22 protein-coding genes and 1 pseudogene are annotated in these 20,405 nt (G+C 68.6%); 15 read left to right on the top strand and 8 right to left on the bottom strand.

Annotated features, from left to right (window positions below; all coding sequences use genetic code 11):
- Nucleotides 1-1,176 carry an efflux RND transporter periplasmic adaptor subunit gene (locus NPJ82_RS03380; RefSeq protein ID WP_112382017.1) on the bottom strand — a complete coding sequence of 392 codons (1,176 nt, stop codon included), beginning with the start codon at nt 1,174-1,176 and terminating at the stop codon, nt 1-3.
- Between the two features lie 204 nt (nt 1,177-1,380).
- On the opposite strand from NPJ82_RS03380, the gene NPJ82_RS03375 reads away from it, so the two are divergent.
- Nucleotides 1,381-2,118, top strand: coding sequence for an SIMPL domain-containing protein (locus NPJ82_RS03375; protein WP_342658358.1), 738 nt, complete (start codon nt 1,381-1,383; stop codon nt 2,116-2,118).
- Between the two features lie 151 nt (nt 2,119-2,269).
- On the opposite strand, the gene NPJ82_RS03370 is transcribed toward NPJ82_RS03375, so the two are convergent.
- From NPJ82_RS03370 to NPJ82_RS03360, 3 genes are all read right to left on the bottom strand, one after another.
- Nucleotides 2,270-2,527 (bottom strand): GlsB/YeaQ/YmgE family stress response membrane protein, encoded by a 258-nt coding sequence (locus NPJ82_RS03370; RefSeq protein ID WP_112382015.1) that lies wholly within the window; start codon nt 2,525-2,527, stop codon nt 2,270-2,272.
- 181 nt (nt 2,528-2,708) lie between these two features.
- A complete protein-coding gene (locus tag NPJ82_RS03365) occupies nt 2,709-3,008 on the bottom strand; it encodes a DUF1153 domain-containing protein (protein ID WP_112382269.1) in 300 nt (99 codons plus the stop codon).
- A 91-nt stretch (nt 3,009-3,099) separates the two neighbouring features.
- On the bottom strand, nt 3,100-3,327 hold the full coding sequence (locus NPJ82_RS03360) for a hypothetical protein (protein WP_112382014.1): 228 nt from the start codon (nt 3,325-3,327) through the stop codon (nt 3,100-3,102).
- A 192-nt stretch (nt 3,328-3,519) separates the two neighbouring features.
- Here NPJ82_RS03360 and mnmA point away from each other — a divergent pair, with 192 nt between their 5' ends.
- Both mnmA and NPJ82_RS03350 read left to right on the top strand, forming a co-directional pair.
- A complete protein-coding gene (mnmA, locus tag NPJ82_RS03355) occupies nt 3,520-4,626 on the top strand; it encodes a tRNA 2-thiouridine(34) synthase MnmA (protein WP_342658357.1) in 1,107 nt (368 codons plus the stop codon).
- Nucleotides 4,623-4,883, top strand: a complete 261-nt coding sequence (locus NPJ82_RS03350) for a UvrB/UvrC motif-containing protein (protein ID WP_342658356.1) — start codon at nt 4,623-4,625, stop codon at nt 4,881-4,883. Before mnmA ends, NPJ82_RS03350 begins: the two co-directional genes overlap by 4 nt.
- Here NPJ82_RS03350 and NPJ82_RS03345 read toward each other — a convergent pair.
- Genes NPJ82_RS03345 through pdxH form a run of 3 tightly spaced genes read right to left on the bottom strand, consistent with a single transcriptional unit; the run spans nt 4,880 to nt 7,207 of the window.
- Nucleotides 4,880-5,674: a PhzF family phenazine biosynthesis protein gene (locus tag NPJ82_RS03345; RefSeq protein ID WP_342658355.1), complete on the bottom strand. Its 795-nt coding sequence runs from the start codon at nt 5,672-5,674 to the stop codon at nt 4,880-4,882. The genes NPJ82_RS03350 and NPJ82_RS03345 overlap by 4 nt on opposite strands.
- A 10-nt stretch (nt 5,675-5,684) precedes the next feature.
- Nucleotides 5,685-6,632 (bottom strand): cation diffusion facilitator family transporter, encoded by a 948-nt coding sequence (locus NPJ82_RS03340; protein WP_112382010.1) that lies wholly within the window; start codon nt 6,630-6,632, stop codon nt 5,685-5,687.
- A complete protein-coding gene (gene pdxH / locus NPJ82_RS03335; RefSeq protein ID WP_267347323.1) occupies nt 6,629-7,207 on the bottom strand; it encodes a pyridoxamine 5'-phosphate oxidase in 579 nt (192 codons plus the stop codon). The genes NPJ82_RS03340 and pdxH overlap by 4 nt, the downstream gene beginning before the upstream one ends.
- Nucleotides 7,208-7,328: 121 nt before the next feature.
- On the opposite strand from pdxH, the gene NPJ82_RS03330 reads away from it, so the two are divergent.
- From NPJ82_RS03330 to NPJ82_RS03315, 4 genes and pseudogenes are all read left to right on the top strand, one after another.
- On the top strand, nt 7,329-8,183 hold the full coding sequence (locus tag NPJ82_RS03330) for a Ku protein (RefSeq protein WP_112382008.1): 855 nt from the start codon (nt 7,329-7,331) through the stop codon (nt 8,181-8,183).
- A 248-nt stretch (nt 8,184-8,431) separates the two neighbouring features.
- Nucleotides 8,432-10,863 (top strand): annotated as a pseudogene (gene ligD, locus NPJ82_RS03325) (DNA ligase D).
- An 88-nt stretch (nt 10,864-10,951) separates the two neighbouring features.
- Nucleotides 10,952-13,423, top strand: coding sequence for a circularly permuted type 2 ATP-grasp protein (locus NPJ82_RS03320; RefSeq protein ID WP_342658354.1), 2,472 nt, complete (start codon nt 10,952-10,954; stop codon nt 13,421-13,423).
- Nucleotides 13,423-14,304: a transglutaminase family protein gene (locus tag NPJ82_RS03315; protein WP_342658353.1), complete on the top strand. Its 882-nt coding sequence runs from the start codon at nt 13,423-13,425 to the stop codon at nt 14,302-14,304. The genes NPJ82_RS03320 and NPJ82_RS03315 overlap by 1 nt, the downstream gene beginning before the upstream one ends.
- A gap of 33 nt (nt 14,305-14,337) precedes the next feature.
- Here NPJ82_RS03315 and NPJ82_RS03310 read toward each other — a convergent pair whose 3' ends face one another.
- Nucleotides 14,338-14,592 carry a hypothetical protein gene (locus NPJ82_RS03310; RefSeq protein WP_112382004.1) on the bottom strand — a complete coding sequence of 85 codons (255 nt, stop codon included), beginning with the start codon at nt 14,590-14,592 and terminating at the stop codon, nt 14,338-14,340.
- A gap of 101 nt (nt 14,593-14,693) precedes the next feature.
- Here NPJ82_RS03310 and NPJ82_RS03305 point away from each other — a divergent pair, with 101 nt between their 5' ends.
- The 8 genes from NPJ82_RS03305 (at nt 14,694) to NPJ82_RS03270 (ending at nt 20,396) form a co-directional block, all read left to right on the top strand.
- Entirely contained in the window at nt 14,694-15,647 is a 954-nt protein-coding gene (locus tag NPJ82_RS03305) for a J domain-containing protein (RefSeq protein ID WP_342658352.1), read from the top strand.
- Between the two features lie 7 nt (nt 15,648-15,654).
- Nucleotides 15,655-16,623 carry a YihY/virulence factor BrkB family protein gene (locus NPJ82_RS03300; RefSeq protein WP_112382002.1) on the top strand — a complete coding sequence of 323 codons (969 nt, stop codon included), beginning with the start codon at nt 15,655-15,657 and terminating at the stop codon, nt 16,621-16,623.
- Nucleotides 16,620-17,423, top strand: coding sequence for an enoyl-ACP reductase FabI (gene fabI / locus NPJ82_RS03295; protein ID WP_342658351.1), 804 nt, complete (start codon nt 16,620-16,622; stop codon nt 17,421-17,423). The genes NPJ82_RS03300 and fabI overlap by 4 nt, the downstream gene beginning before the upstream one ends.
- A 4-nt stretch (nt 17,424-17,427) precedes the next feature.
- Nucleotides 17,428-17,958 carry an N-acetyltransferase gene (locus NPJ82_RS03290; RefSeq protein ID WP_342658350.1) on the top strand — a complete coding sequence of 177 codons (531 nt, stop codon included), beginning with the start codon at nt 17,428-17,430 and terminating at the stop codon, nt 17,956-17,958.
- Nucleotides 17,959-18,020: 62 nt separating this feature from the next.
- Nucleotides 18,021-18,449 (top strand): endonuclease domain-containing protein, encoded by a 429-nt coding sequence (locus tag NPJ82_RS03285; RefSeq protein ID WP_342658349.1) that lies wholly within the window; start codon nt 18,021-18,023, stop codon nt 18,447-18,449.
- Nucleotides 18,446-19,513: a chorismate synthase gene (gene aroC, locus NPJ82_RS03280; RefSeq protein WP_342658348.1), complete on the top strand. Its 1,068-nt coding sequence runs from the start codon at nt 18,446-18,448 to the stop codon at nt 19,511-19,513. Before NPJ82_RS03285 ends, aroC begins: the two co-directional genes overlap by 4 nt.
- A gap of 63 nt (nt 19,514-19,576) precedes the next feature.
- Nucleotides 19,577-20,032 (top strand): hypothetical protein, encoded by a 456-nt coding sequence (locus tag NPJ82_RS03275; RefSeq protein ID WP_342658347.1) that lies wholly within the window; start codon nt 19,577-19,579, stop codon nt 20,030-20,032.
- 67 nt (nt 20,033-20,099) lie between these two features.
- The gene (locus tag NPJ82_RS03270) at nt 20,100-20,396 is read left to right on the top strand and encodes a hypothetical protein (protein ID WP_342658346.1); all 297 of its coding nucleotides are present in this window, start codon (nt 20,100-20,102) and stop codon (nt 20,394-20,396) included.
- Nucleotides 20,397-20,405 lie beyond the last annotated feature (9 nt).

Genomic DNA, 20,405 nt, shown 5'->3' with positions numbered 1-20,405 from the left:
TCAGCGCGCCTTCTGCACCGACGGTTTGATGACCTGGCCCGGCGTCAGGAACGCGCCCGCGGTCAGCACCACGCGCTCGGTCCCGTTCAACCCGTCCAGCACGGCGACGCCGTTGTCGGATGCCTCGCCGGTCTTCACCACGCGGCGCTCCACCTTGTTGTCCTTGCCGACGACATAGACATAGGTCGACTTGTCGTCGCTCAGGATCGCCGTCTCGGGCAGCAGCGGCGCCACCGCGGTGCTGCCGTTGATCGCGGCCGTGGCGAAGCCGCCGGGGCGAAGCGCCGGGTCGTGGCGCAGGGCGATGCGGACCACGCCCTGGCGGGTCTGCGCGTCGATCACCGGCGAGATCTGCCAGACCTCGCCCTCGAAACTGCGGTTCGACCCCACGGGCGTCACCCGCGCGCGCGATCCCACCGACAGCCCGGCCAGATCGCTTTCCGACACCGCCGCGCGCAGCTCGACTTGCCCGTCCTGCTCCAGCCGGAACAGCACGCCGCTGCCCGAACTGACGATCTGTCCCGGCTCGGCGGTGCGCGTCAGGATCAGCCCGGCGGCCGGCGCGCGAATGTCCAGTCGGCCGTTGCGGGCCCGCGCTTCCGCCAGGCTCGCCTGCGCCGCCTTCACCCGCGCCGCCGCCGCATCGCGCGTCGCCTCGCGCCGCTGCAGGTCCGCCTTCGAGATGAACCCGCGGTCGACCAGCGTCTTGGCCCGGTCCAGCTCCGCCTGCGCCAGCACCTGGTCCGACCGTGCGACCGACACCTGCGCCGCCAGTTGCGCCGCCGTCTGCGTCTGCACCGACCGGTCCACCGTCGCCAGCACCTGCCCCGCCTTCACCCACTGCCCGGGCTCCACCAGCACCCGCGTGATCATCCCGCCCTCGCCGGCGATACCGATCGGCAGATCACGCCGCGCCGCCAGCGTGCCCGTCGCCGATACCGTACGCGCCACCGTCTGCCGCCCCGGCACACTCACCGTCACTACCGGCGCCTGCGAAGCATCGTCGCCCGCCGGCCTGGCCGCCTCGTTCTTCTTGCCCCCGAACAGGAACCACGCCGCCACCGCCAGCACCACGATCGCCGCCACGATCCACGGCCACCGCCGCCGACGCGGCGCCTCCGGTGCCGGCAACGCCAGCCGCTCCTCCTGCTCGATCGCCCCGGTTTCGTAGTTCATGCCCGCCATCAATCCTCGCCCGGCCCACCGGCCCCTGACAGGGCTGTGTTATCGGAATATATCACTTCGCTCAAGCCCGTGATTGCCCTTGCTTATGTCGGACGATTACGGCGTCCATGTGTCGATCCGGGGCACCTGTACGTTCAGCCCCCGTTTTGCGCAGGCACGCCAAGGAGCGTCCACCGCTATTTAGGGGAAACAGGCATGAAGACGATGTTCGTACTGGCGCTGGCCACCGCACCGCTGATGGGCGGTGCCGCCGCCGCGCAGGGCGTGCCGCAAACCGTGGAGCCGCTCGTGCCCGCCGCCGGCACGATCCTGGACGTCAGCGCAGAGGGGCGCACGACCCGCGTTCCCGATCTGGCGACGATTCGCGCAGGGGTCGTCTCGCAGGGGGCCACAGCCGCCGCCGCGCTGTCGGACAACGCCCAGCGCATGGCCCGCGTTCTCGCCGCCCTCAAGCGCGCCGGCATCGCCGAGCGCGACGTGCAGACCGCCACCGTGCAACTGCAGCCGCAATATCGCTATGGCGAGAACGTGCCGCCGGTCATCACCGGCTACCAAGCGACGAACAGCGTCGCCATCCGCTTCCGCGACGTCGCCCGGTCGGGCACGATCCTCGACACGCTGGTCGCGCAGGGCGCCAACCAGATCGAGGGTCCGAACCTGTCCATCGACAAGCCCGATGCCGCGCTGGACGAGGCGCGCCAGGATGCGGTCGCCCGCGCCCGCGCGCGCGCCGACCTGTATGCAAAGGCGTCGGGCCTGCGCGTCCTGCGTATCGTCTCGATCGCGGAGGGCGGCAGCGATGCAGGCGGCCCTGAGCGCCCCATGGCCTTTGCCGTCTCGATGCGGGCCAAGGCCGATGCCCCGACCGAGATCGCGGCGGGCGAGCGCGACGTGACGGTCTCGCTCAACGTCCGCTTCCTGCTCGGGCAATAGGCAAAAGAAAACCCTCTTCCCACATCGGGGAAGAGGGTCGGGAGGCAAAAGAAAACCCTCTCCCCGGTGGGGGAGAGGGTCAGGGGGCCGCCCAACGGCTTTGAGCCTGCGAGCCCCCTCAAGCCTTTCCGGAGAAAGGCAGCGTTCCGATTTAGCGCACCCGGCCGCGACGGACCAGGTTCACGATCGCGAGCAGCACGACCGCACCCAGCAGCGACACCAGGAACGAATAGATCGTCAGGCCCGAATTGTTGATCGAACCGCCCGAGAAGATCAGGCCGCCGATGAAAGCGCCGACAATACCGACGACGACGTTAAGCAGAATGCCCTGCTGGGCGTCGGTGCGCATGATGATGCTGGCCAGCCAGCCGATGACGCCACCGATAATCAGCCAAAGAATAATACCCATGGTCTTCCCTCCGTTGGGCCCGCAAGCGGGTCGCAGGGATAGACGTACAAACCCATATTGTTGTTCCACCCGCGTATCGTAAAGCTTGACAATCGCTGGGGAAAGGATCGGTGCACCGCGCGGGCAAACCGCCCCCCGACGGGAGGGCGGCCCACCGCTCACCGCAACATGTTCACCGCGTTCAATATTTCTGCTGGCGCTCGTACAGGGTGCGGTAATGCTGGATGCGCGTCACCCGCAGCCCCGGCATGCCCGACCGGTCGATCGCGCGCTGCCATCCGGCAAATTCCTCCACCGACAGGCCGTAGCGCTGGCACACCTCGTCGACGGACAACAGGCCGCCATTGACCGCCGCGACCACCTCCGCCTTGCGGCGGACGACCCAGCGCGTCGTGCTGGGCGGGGGCAGCGTGTCCAGGGTCAACGGTTCGCCGAGCGGACCGATCACCTTGGCGGGGCGGATTTTCTGGTTCTCGATCATCATTGTCCCCCGAAACGCTCCGCTCCTGCCCAGGCGCGGTCGTACCAGTCGAGCTTGAAGATCGGCTGAAATGCCACGGTTAACAGCGCCTTCACTCCTTCTTCCATGCGGTCAGCGCGCCTGCCATCGGCCCGTTGAACGCTCCGTCCAGCGGCGCGAACAACCGGGGATCCGCCGCCGCGCGCACGAATCCGGCCTGTCGCACTGCGGTGGGGCTCGCCGCCTGGCGCGCCGCCACCCCCACCATCAACACCGCAAGGTCGCTTGGCAGAACCGTGAGCTCGATCTCGCGATCGAAACGAGGAAAGCTCAGGTCCAAGAAGGCGCCTCTTGCTGCCGGGGTGGAGCCGCACGGTTAGCCGCCGAGGATGAAGGCTCGGTAAAAATGCTGTAAATTTCTGACGTTCATCATCTGCCGATTGATCGAGATTGCAAATAAGTCGCGCTTCCGTCGCGTCCGGCCGCCCCGGCTTTGCATGTTCGCCCTCCCGCCCCTATGTGCGCGTGCATCATGGACGAAGCGGTGGATTTCCAGCTCGGCGGCGACGCGCGGGGCAAGCGGATCGTGGTGGCGATGTCGGGCGGCGTCGACAGTTCGGTGGTGGCGGCACTTGCCGCGCGCACCGGGGCGGAGACGATCGGCGTCACCCTGCAACTCTACGACCATGGCGAGGCGGTGGGCCGCGCGGGTGCCTGTTGCGCCGGGCGCGACATTCGCGACGCGCGCGCGGTCTGCGACCGGCTGGGCATCGCCCATTACGTCTTCGATCACGAAACCAGCTTCCGCACCCAGGTGGTCGATCGCTTTGCCGACGAATATCTGGCGGGGCGCACCCCCATCCCGTGCGTTCAGTGCAACATGGGGCCGAAATTCACCGATCTCCTGGCCCTTGCCCGCGATCTCGGCGCCGATTGCCTCGCCACCGGCCATTATGTCCGCCGCATGATCGGCGAGGACGGGGCCGAACTGCATCGCGGCGCCGATCCCGCCCGCGACCAGAGCTATTTCCTGTTCGCCACCACCCGGACGCAGCTCGATTTCCTGCGCTTTCCGCTCGGCGCCCTGCCCAAGCCCCGCGTGCGCGAGATCGCCGCCGAACTGGGCCTCGGCGTCGCGGCCAAGCCCGACAGCCAGGATATCTGCTTCGTGCCCGACGGCGACTATGCCGGCCTGGTCAAGAAGCTGCGCCCGGATGCCGACACCCGCGGCGACATCGTCGACATGACCGGTCGCAAGCTGGGCGAGCATCGCGGCCTGATCCACTACACCGTCGGCCAGCGCCGCGGGCTGGAGATCGGCGGCAGTCCCGAGCCGCTCTATGTCGTCCGCCTCGATGCCGACACCCGCCGCGTCGTCGTCGGTCCGCGCACCGCGCTGGCGGTGGACGCGGCCCGGCTGACCGACCTCAACATTCTCGGCCCGCTCGGTGGTCCGCTGACCGCCAAGGTCCGCTCGATGGCGCGGCCGGTCCCGGCGCGCATGGTCGGGGACCGGCTGGTCTTCGACACACCCGAATATGGCGTCGCCCCCGGCCAGGCGGCGGTGCTCTATGCCGGCGACCGGGTGCTCGGCGGCGGCTGGATCGCCGCGACCGAGGCGGCGACGCTGGCGGCATGAGCCGGATCGCGCAGTTGCAGGCCGAGATGGAGGCCGCCGCCGCCGCGCTCGATTTCGAGCGTGCGAAGCGCCTGCGCGACGAGATCAGCCTGCTGCGCGGATCGGATGCGGAGGCGGCCGACCCCACCGGCCTGCACCGCCAGCAGCCGGGCGCCATGGGTCTGGGCACCAGCCGCCAGCGTGTCGAGCCGCCCGAGGGCTGGACCCCGCCGCCGCGCCCTGATCCGATGACGAAAGGCCGCTCGCGCCGCCGTTAGGGCAGCAGGAACGTGCCTTCGATCACCGTCACGCACGCCCCGCCCAGCACGACCCGGTCGCCATCCAGCGTGCACCGCAGCCGCCCGCCACGCGCGCTCGCCTGAAACGCGCTGAACCGGTCGCGCCCCAGCCGCTGCGTCCAGTACGGCGTCAGCACCGCATGCGCCGATCCCGTCACCGGGTCCTCATCCACCGCAAAGGCCGGCACGAACACCCGGCTGACCACGTCCGTCGCCTCGCCCGGCGCGGTCACGATCACCACATAAGGGCCTTGCGCGGCCAGCGCGCGCATGTCGGGCGTGCAATCCCGCACCGCCGCCTCGTCCGCCACCACGACGACCACATAGCCCTTGTCGTGGAACAACACCGCCTCGGCCGTGACGCCCAGCGCCGCCACCACCCCCGGCATCTCCTGCGGCGTCGGCGCCCATGCCGGCAAGGCCATGGCATAGGCCGCCCCGTCGCGCGCCACCTCCAGCACCCCCGCCTGCCGCGTCGCAAAGCGCACCGCCGCCCGGTTGGTGTCCGACGACAGCACGACATGCCCGCTTGCCAGCGTCGCATGGCCGCACAGCGCCACCTCGGTGCCCGGCGTGAACCAGCGCAGTTCGAAATCCGCCTCGCCGCCCTCGATCGGCACCAGGAAAGCGGTCTCCGACAGGTTGTTCTCCTGCGCGATCTTCAGCAGCGTCGCATCGTCCGGCCAGCGCGACAGCGGCATCACCGCCGCCGGATTGCCGCCGAACGCCGCATCGGCGAACGCGTCCACCTGGGTAAAGGGAATGCGCATCGGACAGTCCTTACAGCCGCTTGCCGAACCAGTGCGGCGTCACATCCGCCTCGACCAGCGGATTGTCGGTATCGACATGCCCTTCGGGGTCGAGATGGATCAGCACCTCCACCTTGGGAAAGGCACGGCGCAGCGCCACCTCGACATCCTCGACGATATCGTGCGCGGCCGCGACGGTCAGCGTCGCATCCACCTCCATGTGGAACTGCGCGAAGTCATGGCTGCCCGAGCGGCGGGTGCGGAAGTCGTGAATACCCTTCAGCCCCGGCTGGCGCGCCGCCACGTCCAGAAAGGCCGCGCGCTGCTGGTCCGGCCATTCCTTGTCCATCAACTGGTCGATCGCGTTGGACGACGCCTGGAACGCGCCATATGCCAGCCACAGCGCGATCGCGATGCCGAAGATCGGGTCCGCCCCGTGCCAGCCGGCATATTGATCCAGCGCGATCGCGACGATCACGGACGCGTTCAGCAGCACGTCCGACTGGTAATGGACATTGTCCGCCATGATCGCGACCGATCCGGTCTGCCGGATCACGCGACGCTGATACCAGAGCAGCAGCGCGGTCGCGCCGATCGCGACCAGCGACACGCCGATGCCGAATTCGGCCGCCTGGGTGGGCTGGGTCTCGCCCAGCGCCATGATCGCGCGCCACGCGATGCCGGCCGCGGATGCGGTGATCAGCGCGACCTGGAACAAGGCGGCCAGCGCCTCCGCCTTGCCGTGCCCGAACCGGTGGTCATGATCGGCCGGCGTCGCCGCCAGCCGCACGCCGTACAGCGTGACGAGGCTGGCGAGCAGGTCGAGCGCGGTATCCGCCAGGCTGCCCAGCATCGCGACCGAGCGCGTGTGCCACGCCGCAAAGCCCTTCAGCCCCAGCAGGAACAGCGCCATCGCGACGCTGGCCAGTGCCGCGCGCGTGGCAAGCGGGATCATGCGCCGGCGTTCTTCCCAGGTCATGGGAACAACAGCCCCTCGCGCCACCCCGCGCCTTCCGCAACGAACAGCCGCCGCTCGTGCAGCCGGTGGGCCCGGTCCTGCCAGAACTCGATCCGGGTCGGCGCGACGCGGTATCCGCCCCAATGCGGCGGCCGCGGCACGTCCTGCCCCTCGAACCGCGCCTTCATCGCCTCGAACCGCGCCTCGAACGTTTCGCGCGAATCCAGTGGCCGCGACTGGTCCGACGCCCAGGCGCCAAGCTGCGAGTCGCGCCCGCGACTGGCGAAATAGGCGTCCGATTCGGCATCGGTGACGCGCGTCACCGGCCCCTCGATCCGGATCTGGCGGCGCAGCGATTTCCAGTGGAACAACAGCCCCGCCTTCGCATCCGCGCCAAGGTCCTGTGCCTTGCGGCTTTCCCGGTTGGTGTAGAACACGAAGCCGCGCGCATCATGCCCCTTCAGCAGCACCATGCGGACAGAGGGTTGCCCGGCGGCATCGACGGTGGCCAAGGCCATCGCATTGGGGTCGTTGGGTTCGCTCGCCCTGGCTTCTGCGTACCAGGCGTCGAACAGTTCGAAAGGGCTATCGGCCATCGCCGCTCCATACGCCTTTCGCCGTCGAAAACCAACGCCATGCCCGTGCCGGAACGAGTCCGCCTGTTCACGGATTAAATCGCTCGCGAATTGAATCGCCGCCGCAACGGAAAGGACGACGATGCCCGCACGCGCCTATTGGCAAGGCCAGATCCGCCTCGCGCTGGTGTCGATCCCGGTCGAGATCTATTCGGCCACCAAAAGCGGCGCGACCGTCAGCTTCAAGCAGATTCACGAACCCAGCGGCAAGCCGATCCATTATGAAAAGGTGGTGACCGGCATGGGACCGGTCGACACCGACGAGATCATGAAGGGTTACGAGATTTCCAAGGGCGAGTTCGTGCTGCTGGAGCAGGACGAGATCGACGCGGTAAAGCTCGAATCGAAAAAGACGCTCGAACTCACCCAGTTCGTCGACGCGCACGAGATCGACGTGCTGTATTACGAGAAACCCTATTTCGTCGTCCCCGCCGACGATCTGGCGGAAGAAGCGTTCATCGTCCTGCGCGAGGCGCTGCGCCGCTCGAAAAAAGTCGGGCTGGGCCAATTGGCGCTGCGCGGCCGCGAATATGTCGTCAGCCTGAAGCCATGCGGGCGCGGCATGGTGCTGGAAACGCTGCGCTACGCCGACGAGGTGAACAAGGCGCAAAGCTATTTCCGCGAGATCCCGGATGCCAAGCCCGACCCCGAACTGCTCGACCTCGCCCAGGCGCTGATCGACAAGAAAAGCGCCGCCTTCGATCCACAGGAATTCCACGACCGCTATGTCGATGCGCTGAAGGGCCTGATCGAACGCAAGCGCAAGTCGAAAAAGGGCGCCCGGATCATCGAGGAGGATGACGACAAGGGACCCTCCGGCGCCAACGTCGTCGACCTGATGGCGGCGCTCAAGAAGTCGATGGAGAAATCGGGGGGCACCAAGCCTGCGGCCAAGAAGGCGCCCGCGAAGAAATCCGCGGCGAGGAAACGTGCATAGCTTTCGCCCTCTCCCCTCCGGGGAGCATCAGGTAAACAGCGCCCCGCGCTGTTTAGTTCATGCCGGGGGCATGAACGACCTGATGCTGGAGGGGCCCGCTGCCGCCAGGCAGTGGGAAGGGTGAGGGGTAGACCAGCAGTGCAGCGCTGTTTGGCAGCCCCTCACCCTCCCCACGGCTACGCCGCGGGTCCCCTCCCTCTCCCCGGTGGGGAGAGGGCGTCATGCGCCGCGCCGCGCGGACAAAACCGATGACCGACCCCCTCGCGCGCTACAACGCCAAGCGCGACTTCACGAAAACCGCCGAACCCGCCGGCACGCTCGCCCCCGGCCATGGAAACGGCTTCATCGTCCAGAAGCATGACGCCACCCGCCTCCACTGGGATTTCCGGCTGGAGGTGGACGGCGTGCTGAAAAGCTGGGCGGTCACCCGCGGTCCCAGCCTCGACCCTGACGAGAAGCGGCTTGCCGTCCGCACCGAGGACCACCCGCTCTCCTATGCCGGGTTCGAGGGCACGATCCCGGCCGGCGAATATGGCGGCGGCACCGTCATGCTGTGGGACCGCGGCACCTGGGCGCCGGTGAAGGGCAAGTCCGCCACCGACCTCGACAAGGGCCACCTCCATTTCGTGCTCGATGGCGAGCGGATGAAGGGCGAATGGCTGCTCATCCGCCTGAAGCCCAAGGCCCGCGAGAAGCGCGAGAACTGGCTGCTCCGCAAGATTGCCGACGACTTTGCCGGCGGCACCGACACGCTGACCGAGGACGCGCTGACCAGCGTCACCACCGGCCGCACCATGGTCGAGATCGCCGAGAACAAGCCGCCCGCGCGCAAGACCGCCGCCAAGAGGAAGGCACCCAAACGCGCCAGCGGCAAGGCGGCCGCCCTGCCCGATTTCCGCCCGCCCGCCTTGTGCACGCTGGTCGACCACGTCCCCCCGGCAATGCCTGGGTGCATGAGATGAAATATGACGGCTACCGCGCGCTCGTCGCGGTCGCCGGCGGCACGGCTCGGGTCTTCACCCGCAACGGGCTGGACTGGACGGACAAGTTCCCCGGCATTGCCGAGGCCGCATCGGCGCTTCCCGTCACCGCCGCGCTGATCGATGGCGAGATCGTCGCGTTCAAGGATGGCCGCCCCGATTTCTCGACGCTCAAGGACGCGATCGGCAGCGGCGGCGCGATGACGCTCTTTGCCTTCGACCTGCTCGCACAGGATGGCGAGGACCTGACTGCGCTCCCCCTCGTCCAGCGCAAGGCCCGGCTGCAACCGCTGATCGCGCACGACGACCGCCTGCTCTATGCCGAACATATCGTCGGCGCCGGCGAACAGCTTTTCGCCTCGCTGTGTGGCGGGGGGATGGAGGGTGTCGTCTCCAAGCGCGCCGACAGCCCCTATCCGAACGGGCGCAGCAACGACTGGCTGAAGATCAAATGCCTGCACCGCCAGGAGTTCGTCGTGCTGGGCTGGCTTCCCTCCGACAAGCGTCGCGGCTTCAAGTCGCTGCTGCTCGGCGTCCACCGGGGGGGCGAATTGCGCTATGCCGGCAAGGTCGGCACCGGCTTCACGCAGGATGCGATGACCGAATTGCGCGAGGCGCTCGATGCCCGCCTCGCCGATGCCGCGCCGGTCAAGGCCCCCCGCGCGATGACCCGCGGCGCCCGCTGGGTGAAGCCCGAGCTGGTCGCGGAAATCGCCTTTACCGAAATGACGCCCGACGGCCTGCTCCGCCATCCCAGCTTTCTCGGCCTGCGCGGCGACAAGCCTGCCAGCGATGTCGTCATCGAAGAGCCCGCCCCCCTGCCCGACACGCCCCGGCCCGACGCCGTCACCATCACCCATCCCGACCGGGTGATCTTTCCCGACAGCACGCTGACCAAGGGCGACCTTGCCGCCTATTGCCGGGCGATCGCCCCGGTCATGCTCCCCTGGACCGCCAACCGCCCGGTCAGCCTGGTGCGCTGCCCACAGGGGCGCGCCCGCGCCTGCTTCTTCCAGAAGCACGACGCCGGCAGCTTCGGCGAACAGGTCCATCATGTCGACGTCACCGAAAAGGACGGCTCGGTCGAACCCTATCTCTACGTCACCGATGCCGACGGGCTGGCCGCTTGCGTGCAGATGGGCTCGATCGAGTTTCACGGCTGGGGGTCGTCGGTCGCCACGCTCGAACAGCCCGACCGGATGATCTTCGATCTCGACCCCGACGAGGGCCTCGACTTCGCCGATACCAGAGGGGCCGCCGAGCATCTGAAGAACCAGTTGGCCGAACTCGGCCTGACCAGCTTTCCGCTGCTGTCCGGCGGCAAGGGCATCCATGTCGTCGTGCCGCTCACGCCGCAGGCCCGGTGGCCCGCGGTGAAGGATTTCGCCGACCGCTTCGCCCGCGCCCTTGCCCAGGCCGAGCCCGATCGCTTCGTCGCCGTCGCCACCAAGGCGAAGCGAAAGGGCCGCATCTTCATCGACTGGCTGCGCAACCAGCGCGGGGCGACCGCGATCCTGCCCTATTCGGCCCGCGCCCGCGCCCATGCCCCGGTCGCCGCCCCGGTCTCCTGGACAGAACTCCGCAACATCCACACCGCCGCCCGCTGGACCATCGCCGACGCCGCTGAACTGCTCGACCGCGCCGGCAGCGCGGCCCTTGCCGGCTGGGGCATCGCCGACCAGGCGCTGCCCGATCTTTGAACCTGCCCCCGATTCCCGGTTGCGCGCGATCCGGAAACAGTGGAACGGTCCACCGCAGCAAGGCTTACGGCAGGCGTACGGCAAGACCATGGGAACAGCGATGGCGACGCAGATCGACGCTTGCGCGCATGCCGGCCGATGGATCGCCGACTATTGTGCCGGGGCTCCCGTGCATGACGTGCTGTGCGCCGGCGACCGTGCCGCCTGGCACGCCACGCTGGAGGAACTCGCCGCCGTCGCCCCCGACGGGCTCGGCCATGCGCGCGAACGGGTGCAGCGCCACGCCGCCGACATGGGCACCGGCTTTCGCATCCCCGGCGAATCGGACGAACGCCCCTGGCCCGTCTCGCCCGTCCCGCTGCTGATCCCCGCCGCCGAATGGGCGACGATCGCCGCCGGCGCGGTGCAGCGCGCCACCCTGTTGGAGGCGATCACCGCGGATCTCTACGGCCCCGGCCGGCTGGTGGCCGACGGCCATATCCCCGCCGCGCTCGTCACCGGCAGCCCGCATTTCCTGCGCCCGATGGTCGGCCTGCCCCCGCCCGGCGGCCATCATCTCAGCTTCGTCGCGTTCGATCTCGCCCGCGGGCCCAGCGGCGAATGGCGCGTGCTGGCCGATCACCTGCGCGGCCCCGCAGGCGCGGGCTATGCCCTGGAAAACCGGCTGGCGGTCAGCCGCACGCTGGGCGGGCTCCAGGCCCGGCTGAACGTACAGCGCCATGCCCCCTTCTTTGCCGCCTTCCGTGCCGGCCTCGCCGCCCAGTGCCGCCGTACCGATCCGCGCATCGGCATCCTCACCCCCGGCCGCTACAATCCCTCCTATCCCGAACAGGCGCACCTCGCCCGCTATCTCGGCCTGTTGCTGGTCGAAGGCGCCGACCTCGCCGCGCTGGAGGGCAAGGTCTATGTCCGCACCGTTGGCGGGCTGAAGCGCATCGATGCGCTGTGGCGCCGGCTCGACCCGCGGCTGCTCGATCCGCTCGCCTTCGACACCCATTCGCAGATCGGCGTGCCCGGCCTGATCGACGCCTATGCCGCGGGCGAGGTGATCCTGGCCAACGCACCGGGCGCGGGCATGCTGGAAAGCCCGGCGGTATCCGCCTTCCTCCCCGGCCTTGCCCAACACCTTCTGGGCGAGCCGCTGCGCCTGCCGACCATCGCCACCTGGTGGTGCGGGGCCGACGCGGAACGCGACCATGTGCTGGCGAATCTGGACCGGATGCTGGTCGCCCCCGCCTTCGCCGCCCGGCCGCTCGGCCTGCCCGCCGGCCCCCGCCCCGGCGCCGGCCTGTCCACCGCCGAGCAGCAGGCGCTGCGCGAGGACATGGCCCGCCGCCCGCAGGATTATGTCGGGCAGGAGATGGTACAGCTTTCCACCATGCCCGTGGTGGTGGACGATCGACTGGTTCCCCGCCCCTTCACGCTGCGCGTGTTCGCCGCCCGCGACGCCGATGGCCGCTGGATCGTCCTGCCCGGCGGCTTCGGCCGGATCGGCGAGCAGGCGGATGCCACCGCCTCCGTCATCGGGGAGGGCATCTGGTCGGCCGATGTCTGCGTCCACGGTGACGATCCGGTCGCGCCGGTATCGCTGCTCGCCGCCCCCGATTCGCTGCATGTCCGGCGCAATCCCGGTACGCTGCCCAGCCGCGTGGCCGACAATTTCTACTGGCTCGGCCGCTATCTGGAACGCGGCGAGGCCCTGCTGGCGGCGATCCGCGTCATGCTCGGCAACTCGATCGATGCCGATGGCGGCGCGGCGCTGGCCGACCGCACGGTCGGCCGCCTGGCGGGCCTCATCACCGGTGCCGGCGCGGCGCCCTCCCCGCCCAGCCTGCGCCGCGCCGACCTGACCCAGTTCGCCCGCACTGCGATGGAGGACGAGCGCCATCATTCGGTCGCCGCGATCAACCGGCTGGCCCGCGCGATCGGCGCAGGGTCGCGCGACCGGCTGTCGGCGGACATGGTGCGCCTGCTGGAGGCGCCGTTTCCCTCGCATCGCGGCCTGCTCGACCGTGCCGGCTCGCTTCAGCGCCGCTATGCTGCGATCGCGGGGTTGTCGGCCGAACATATGGTGCGCACCACCGCATGGCGCTTCCACGATCTCGGCCGCCGCGTCGAACGCGCCATGGCACTTGCCCGCGCCTGTCGGCTGTTCGGCATGGCCGGCGCGTCCGCCGACGATCTGTCGACCCTGCTCGATCTCGCCGACAGCCAGATCAGCTACCGCCAGCGCTACCCTACCGGGCTGGCCCGCGTCGCCGTGATCGATCTTGTCGCGCTCGATCCCAACAATCCGCGCGCGCTCGCCTTCCAGGCGCAGCGGATCGCTGCACTTCTGGCGGAACTTCCCGTCCTGTCGGATGACGAAATGGCAGAACCCCAGCAGGCGCAGGCGACTAGGTTGCGCGCCCTCGTCGACACCGCCGATGCCGCCACGCTCGACGCCGACCTGATGGGCGAGGTCGAACACCGGCTGACCGCGTTGTCGGAGGCGATCGCCCGCCGCTATTTCCTGCAAGGCGCCGAACCGCTGCGCGCCGGCGGACTGACGCTCGCCTGATGCGCTACGATATCCGCCACGTCACCCGCTTCGATTATGGCGCGCAGGTCAAGTTCGCGCGCTGCAACCTGCGCCTTCGCCCGATCGACTGGCCCGGCCAGCGGGTCGAGGATTATGCGCTGACCGTCGAGCCCACCGGCCGCACCGCGCCGGCGCTGGCCGAGGCTGGTCTTGCCCATGTCACCCGCCTCGTCGTCGACCGCGCGGTGCAGACGCTCTCCATCGAAAGCCGCGCCCGCGTCCTGGTCGACCGCCTCGTCCCTGTTCCCGACGCATCCGATCCCACGCTCGCCGACATCGCCCGGATGGCGCGCGGCAGCGGCGACCTGTCGCCTGCCGGTCCCGCCAACTACATCTTCCCCTCCGGCCTCATCCCCCTCGACCGCGACATCGCCGCCTGGTGCGCGCCCGACCTCTCCCCCGATCGCAACGCGCTCGAAGCCGGCATTGCGCTGGCCCGCCGTATCCAGGACGAATTCGCCTTCGACGCCACCGCCACGCTGGTCGACACGCCCCCGCACGAGGCGTTCCGCCACCGCCGCGGGGTGTGCCAGGATTTCGCGCAGATCATGATCACCGGCCTGCGCGCCGCCGGCCTGCCCGCCGCCTATGCCTCGGGCTATATCCGCACCCTGCCCCCGCCCGGACAACCCCGGCTGGTCGGTGCCGATGCCACCCACGCCTGGGTATTGCTGTGGTGCGGGCCGGTGCGCGGCTGGGTGGGGCTCGACCCCACCAACGGCATCTGGATGGCCAGCGATCACATCGTCATGGCGATCGGCCGTGACTATGCGGAGATCGCACCGGTCGACGGCGTCGTGCTGGGATCGGGCGCGCAGAAGATGGACGTCAGCGTCGACGTCGCACCGCTCGACGAATAACGGCCCCTCCTGAAAGGGGGAGGGGCCGCCGGTTCACTTCGTTACCGCATTCTCGTTGCCGACATCCGGGTCATCGTCGGTCCCGCCTTGTCCGGTGCCGTGGTAATCGATCTCCGTCTGGCCGCCATGGCCCATGAAGCCGCTGTTATCGCCCTTCTTTCCCGTATGCGGATTGGGATAGGCGCCGCCGTCGCTTTCGCTGCCGCCCTGTTTGCCGTGCGTGATGTTGGTGCCATCGGGCGCGCCCTTCAGGCCATCGCCGCCGGTCGCCTGGTTCCGTTCGGTCATGATTCTCTCCTTCGCTGCCACGCACAACGCATCAGCGCCGCGTTGCGCTCCGCGCCGCGCTGCCCCACATAGGCGGGTAATACACCGTTTTGGGGACCAGAGTGGCCGATCCGTATCAGACCCTCGGCGTCGCGCGCACCGCCAGCGAAGCCGACATCAAGAAAGCCTATCGCAAGCTCGCCAAGGAGCTGCATCCCGACCGCAACAAGGACAATCCCAAGGCGGCGGAGCGGTTCAGCCAGGCGACATCCGCCTATGACCTGTTGTCCGACAAGGACAAGCGCGCCCGCTTCGATCGCGGCGAGATTGACGGCGACGGCAATCCCACCAGCCCGTTCGGCTATGGCGGCGCGCGCGGTGGACCGGGCGGCGGGGGCGGCGGGCCGGGTGGTTTCTCCAGCCACCAGTTCGATTTCGGCGGTGGTGACGCGGACATGTCCGGGATTTTCGAGGGGCTGTTCGGCGGTGGCACCCGTCCCGGTGCCGGCGGCGGCTTTTCCAGCGGCTTCGGCCGGCGCGGTGCCGCACCAAAGGGGGCCAATACCGCCTACCGCCTGGCGGTACCGTTCATCGACGCGGCGACGCTTGCCCCCCAGCGCGTCACGCTGGCCGACGGCAAGACCATCGACCTGAAACTGCCCGCCGGCACCGAAAGCGGCACGCAGATGCGCCTCACCGGTAAGGGCGAGAACGGCCCGGGCGGCGCGGGCGATGCGATCGTCACCATCGACGTGCAGCCTCACCGCTTCTTCACCCGCGATGGCGACGACGTTCGCCTCGACCTGCCGATCACGCTGGCGGAGGCAGTGCTCGGCGGACAGGTCAAGGTGCCTACCGTCGAGCGCCCGGTGATGCTCAAGGTCCCGGCCGGCACCAGTTCCGGCCGCACATTCCGCTTGAAGGGCAAGGGTTTCCACAAGAAGGACGGCACCCGCGGCGACCAGCTCATCACGCTGATGATCGCCATTCCGGCCGACGACGCGGCGCTTGCCGCCTTCGTTCGTGATTGGAACGGCGCCGAAACGGGGAACCCGAGGGCCGATATGGGCGTCTGACGCCCTGATGAATGCGACCAGCGGCCTGACCCCGGAAGATCGCGCGCGCCACCACGGCGCGCGGCGCAAGCTCAACAAGCAACTGGCCAGGGTCAGGCCCGGCTCGCAGGTGTTCGAGGTCGCGAAGCGCGCGCTGCTCGGCGTCTATACCGACGGCTTCATCCATGCCGGCAACCTTGCCTATCTGGCGCTGATGACGGTGTTCCCGTTCTTCATCGTCGCCGCCGCCATCGCCTCGCTGGTCGGCCAGAGCGACGAGACGCAGCGCGCCGTCACCTCCTTCCTGCACGTCCTGCCGCCCGATGTGTCCAACATCCTGCGCAAGCCGATCGCCGACGTGCTGGCCGCACGCACCGGCTCGCTGCTCTGGCTGGGCGGCCTGGTCGGCTTGTGGACGGTCGGCAGCTTTATCGAGACCATTCGCGACATTTTTCACCGCGCATACGGCGTGCGCTCCACCGCGCCGTTCTGGAAATCGCGGCTGTCCTCATCCTTCGTCATCGTCTGCTCGGTGGTGCTGGCGCTGCTGTCCTTTCTGGTCGGCGGTATCCTGACCGCGGCCGAGCAGTTCATCTACCGCCTTGTTCCGCTGGCGGAAAATGTCGCGGGCTGGGTCGGCTTGTCGCGCTTCATCCCCGGCGCGGTGATGTTCGGCGCGCTTTACATGCTCTTCTACTCCGTCACCCCCTCCAAATACCGCGAAAGCGCCTGCCTCAAATGGCCCGGTGCCCTCTTCACCGCCATCTGGTGGGTCACCATGACCGCCGCCCTCCCCCTCGTCCTGGCGCAACTCGGCGGCTACGATCTAACCTATGGCAGCCTGGCCGGCGTTGTGGTGATGCTGTTGTTCTTCTATCTGATCGGTCTGGGGTTGGTCTTTGGCGCGCATTTGAACGCGGCACTGGCGGAACCGCCCGAACCGGCGCTAGAGGGGCAGCCGGACCAAGGGACACCGGCAGGAGCGGTAACGGCGTGAATGGATTGATGGCGGGCAAGCGGGGGCTGATCATGGGCCTCGCCAACGACAAGTCGCTGGCCTGGGGCATCGCGCAGAAGCTGCGCGAGGCCGGCGCCGAACTCGCCTTTGCCTATCAGGGCGATGCCCTGCTGAAGCGGGTCAAGCCGCTCGCCGAACAGCTCGGCTCCGACCTGCTGATCGATTGCGACGTGTCCGACATGGCCCGGCTCGACGCCGCCTTCGCCACGCTGGCCGAGGCGTGGCCGACGATCGATTTCGTCGTTCACGCGATCGGCTATTCGGACAAGAACGAGCTGCGCGGCAAATATGTCGACACCAGCCTCGACAATTTCTTGATGACCATGAACATCTCCGCCTACAGCTTCGTCGCCGTCGCCAAGCGCGCCCGCGCGATGATGCCGGAGGGCGGCAGCATGCTGACGCTCAGCTATTACGGCGCGGAAAAGGTCGTGCCGCACTACAACGTCATGGGCGTCGCCAAGGCGGCGCTGGAGGCCAGCGTCAAGTATCTCGCCATGGACCTCGGCCCCGAAAAGATCCGCGTCAACGCCATCTCCGCCGGCCCGATCAAGACGCTGGCGGCCAGCGGCATCGGCGACTTCCGCTACATCATGAAGTGGAACGAACTGAACTCGCCCCTGCGCCGCAACGTCACGATCGAGGATGTCGGCGGGGCGGGCCTCTATCTCTTGTCCGATCTTGCCAGCGGCGTCACCGGCGAGACGCACCATGTCGATGCCGGCTACAACGTCATTGGCATGAAGGCCGAGGACGCGCCGGATATCGCCCTTTCCTGATCCGATGAGCATCGCCATCCGTCCCGCGACCGGCGGCGATATTGCCGCGCTGGACGCGCTGCTCCGCACGGTCTTTCCCGCCCCGGACGAGGCGTTGCTGGTCCAGCGACTCTGCCTGTCGGGCGACATGGTGCTGACGCTGATCGCGGACGACGAGGATAGCGGCGAGCTCGCCGGCACCGTGGTGTTCAGCCGCATGCAGGTGGATGTCGCGGGCAAGGCGATCGCCGCGGTCGCGCTGGCCCCCGTCGCGGTCGCCCCGGCCTATCGCCGCCAGGGTGTCGGCGAAGCGCTGGTCGAGGCCGGGCTGGACCATCTGCGCCAGGCCGGCGTCCATCTGTGCTTCGTGCTCGGCGACCCGGCCTATTATGGTCGCTTCGGCTTCGCCGCGGATTGGGCACAGGGCTTCGCCTCGCCCTATGCCGGCGAGCATCTGATGGCGCTCCCCCTTCAGGGCGGTGCCATGCCCTGCGGCGTCCGCGGCGACGCGGTCCATGCGCCGGCCTTTGCGCATCTGGGCGAGGATCACGCTTGACCCCTCTCCCCTTGGGGGAGAGGGAGGGGCCCATCGCGTCAGCGATGGGAGGGTGAGGGTTGGTGTCGCAGACAAGGTTCATCGAAGGCGACGGCACCATCAGCCGCGCACGCGACCTTCGAGGTGACGCGACGACGCCCGAACGTCGCCTGTGGGCTATCCTGCGGGGTCGCAATGTCGGCGATGCCAAATTCCGGCGCCAGCAGCGGATCGGACCATTCTTTGCCGATTTCGTGTGCCAATCGGCGCGATTGGTGGTGGAAGTCGACGGCGAAAGTCATAGCGGAGATGAAGCCGAGCGTGACGATCGCCGGCGCACGGCCTATCTGGAACAGGAAGGATACCGGGTGCTCAGATTTACGAATACCGATGTCATGCAGCACCTTGACGCCGTGAGTTCGGCCATACTGGCTGCCCTCGCACCCTCGCCTTCCCACCTGGCTATGCCGGGCGGGCCCCTTCCTCTCCCCCATGGGGAGAGGAGCGCATGAGCTTCAACACCTTCGGTCGCCTGTTCCGCTTCACCACCTGGGGCGAGAGCCACGGGCCCGCACTGGGTGCCGTGGTCGACGGGTGCCCGCCGGGCATCCCCTTGGCCGAGGCGGATATCCAGCCCTGGCTCGACAAGCGCCGCCCCGGCACCTCGCGCTTCACCACGCAGCGGCGCGAACCCGATCAGGTCCGCATCCTGTCCGGCGTGTTCGAGGGGCGCACCACGGGCACCCCGATCAGCCTGATGATCGACAATGTCGACCAGCGGTCGAAGGATTATTCCGACGTCGCCAAGGCCTATCGTCCCGGCCACGCCGATTATGCCTATGACGCCAAATACGGCTTTCGTGACTATCGCGGTGGCGGGCGCTCGTCGGCGCGCGAAACCGCGGCGCGCGTCGCGGCCGGCGCCGTGGCGCGGGCGGTGATCCCCCAGGTCCGCATCCGCGCCTGGGTGGAGGCGATCGGCGGCGACGCCATCGACTATGCGGCGTTCGATGATGCGCAGATCGACGCCAACCCGTTTTTCTGTCCCGATGCCGCCGCGGCGCAGCGCTGGGAAACGATCGTCGATGCCGCCCGCAAGGCCGGGTCCTCGGTCGGCGCGGTGGTCGCCTGCGAGGCGACGGGCGTTCCCGCCGGCTGGGGGGCGCCGCTCTATGCCAAGCTCGATTCCGAACTGGCCGCCGCCTGCATGAGCATCAATGCGGTCAAGGGTATCGAGATCGGTGACGGTTTCGCCGCGGCGGCGCTGACCGGCGAGCAGAATGCCGACCCCATGCGCCCCGGTGCGGATGGCCCGCACTTCCTTGCCAACCACGCTGGTGGCATCGCCGGCGGCATTGCGACCGGCCAGCCGATCCGCCTGCGCTGCGCGTTCAAGCCGACCAGTTCGATCCTGACCCCCGTCGAGACGATCAACCGCGACGGAGCCGCAGCCGAGATCGCGACGAAGGGCCGTCACGACCCCTGTGTTGGTATTCGCGGCGTGCCCGTGGTGGAGGCGATGGTCGCGCTTGTACTTGCCGACCAAGCGTTACTTCATCGGGGTCAGTGCGGATAAAGTCCGGAACACACCCTATCCCGCTTCGTTGAGAGCAAACACAACAAAGCAGGAGAGAAAGCCATGCGTATCAAGCATATGATCGCGGCTGGCGCGCTGATTGTCCCGGCCATGGCGATGGCGCAGACGTCCACCACGGGCGGCTCCATGGGTGGCCAGACCGGCACCATGGGCGGCCAGACCGGCACGATGAGCGGCCAGATGGGCACGCCGGGCACCACCATGTCGCCTACCCAGGATCGGAGTACCGGCACGACCCAGACCCGCGAGCGCGGCAAGACCACGCGCGATCGCAACCGCGGCTCGGCCACCACGACCGGCACCACCTCGACGCCGGGCACGCCTACCACGATCGACGACACGGGCACCGGCACCACCGGCACGACCGGTGACACCATGGGCGGTACCGGAACGACTGGAACCACGGGTTCGATGGGCACCACCGGCACGATGGGCACACCGGGCGGCAGCGTTGGCGGTACGGTTCCGACCACGCCGGGCACCGGCGGCACGCCGTAAGTCACGTCATACGGGACACCCCCGCGCCACTGGCGTGGGGGTTTCGCCTTTGGGAAGGATGACGGCCATGCATCGTATCGCGGCCGCGACCCTGGTCGCAATCGCCCTGCCCGCTGCCGCAACGGCGCAAATTAGCGGCGCTCCGGTCGAATCGAAACCGGGTGAGGCCACCGCGCCGGGCGAAGAACAGCCATCGATGCGTGGCGACGATGATCGCCCCTCTTCGCGCGACGAGCGCCACTTGGACCCGCCGACCACCGCCGCGCCCGCTCCCCGGCCGAGCACCCCACCATCGCCCGATGGTACGACCGAGCCATCCGACGGTACCCCGACGAGCATGTCGGACGCGCCCGCAAAGAACTGACGCTTCCCC

The organism is Sphingomonas sp. NY01 (assembly GCF_038809135.1).
Lineage (GTDB): Bacteria > Pseudomonadota > Alphaproteobacteria > Sphingomonadales > Sphingomonadaceae > Sphingomonas > Sphingomonas carotinifaciens.
This window is presented reverse-complemented; position numbering and strand designations above follow the sequence as displayed.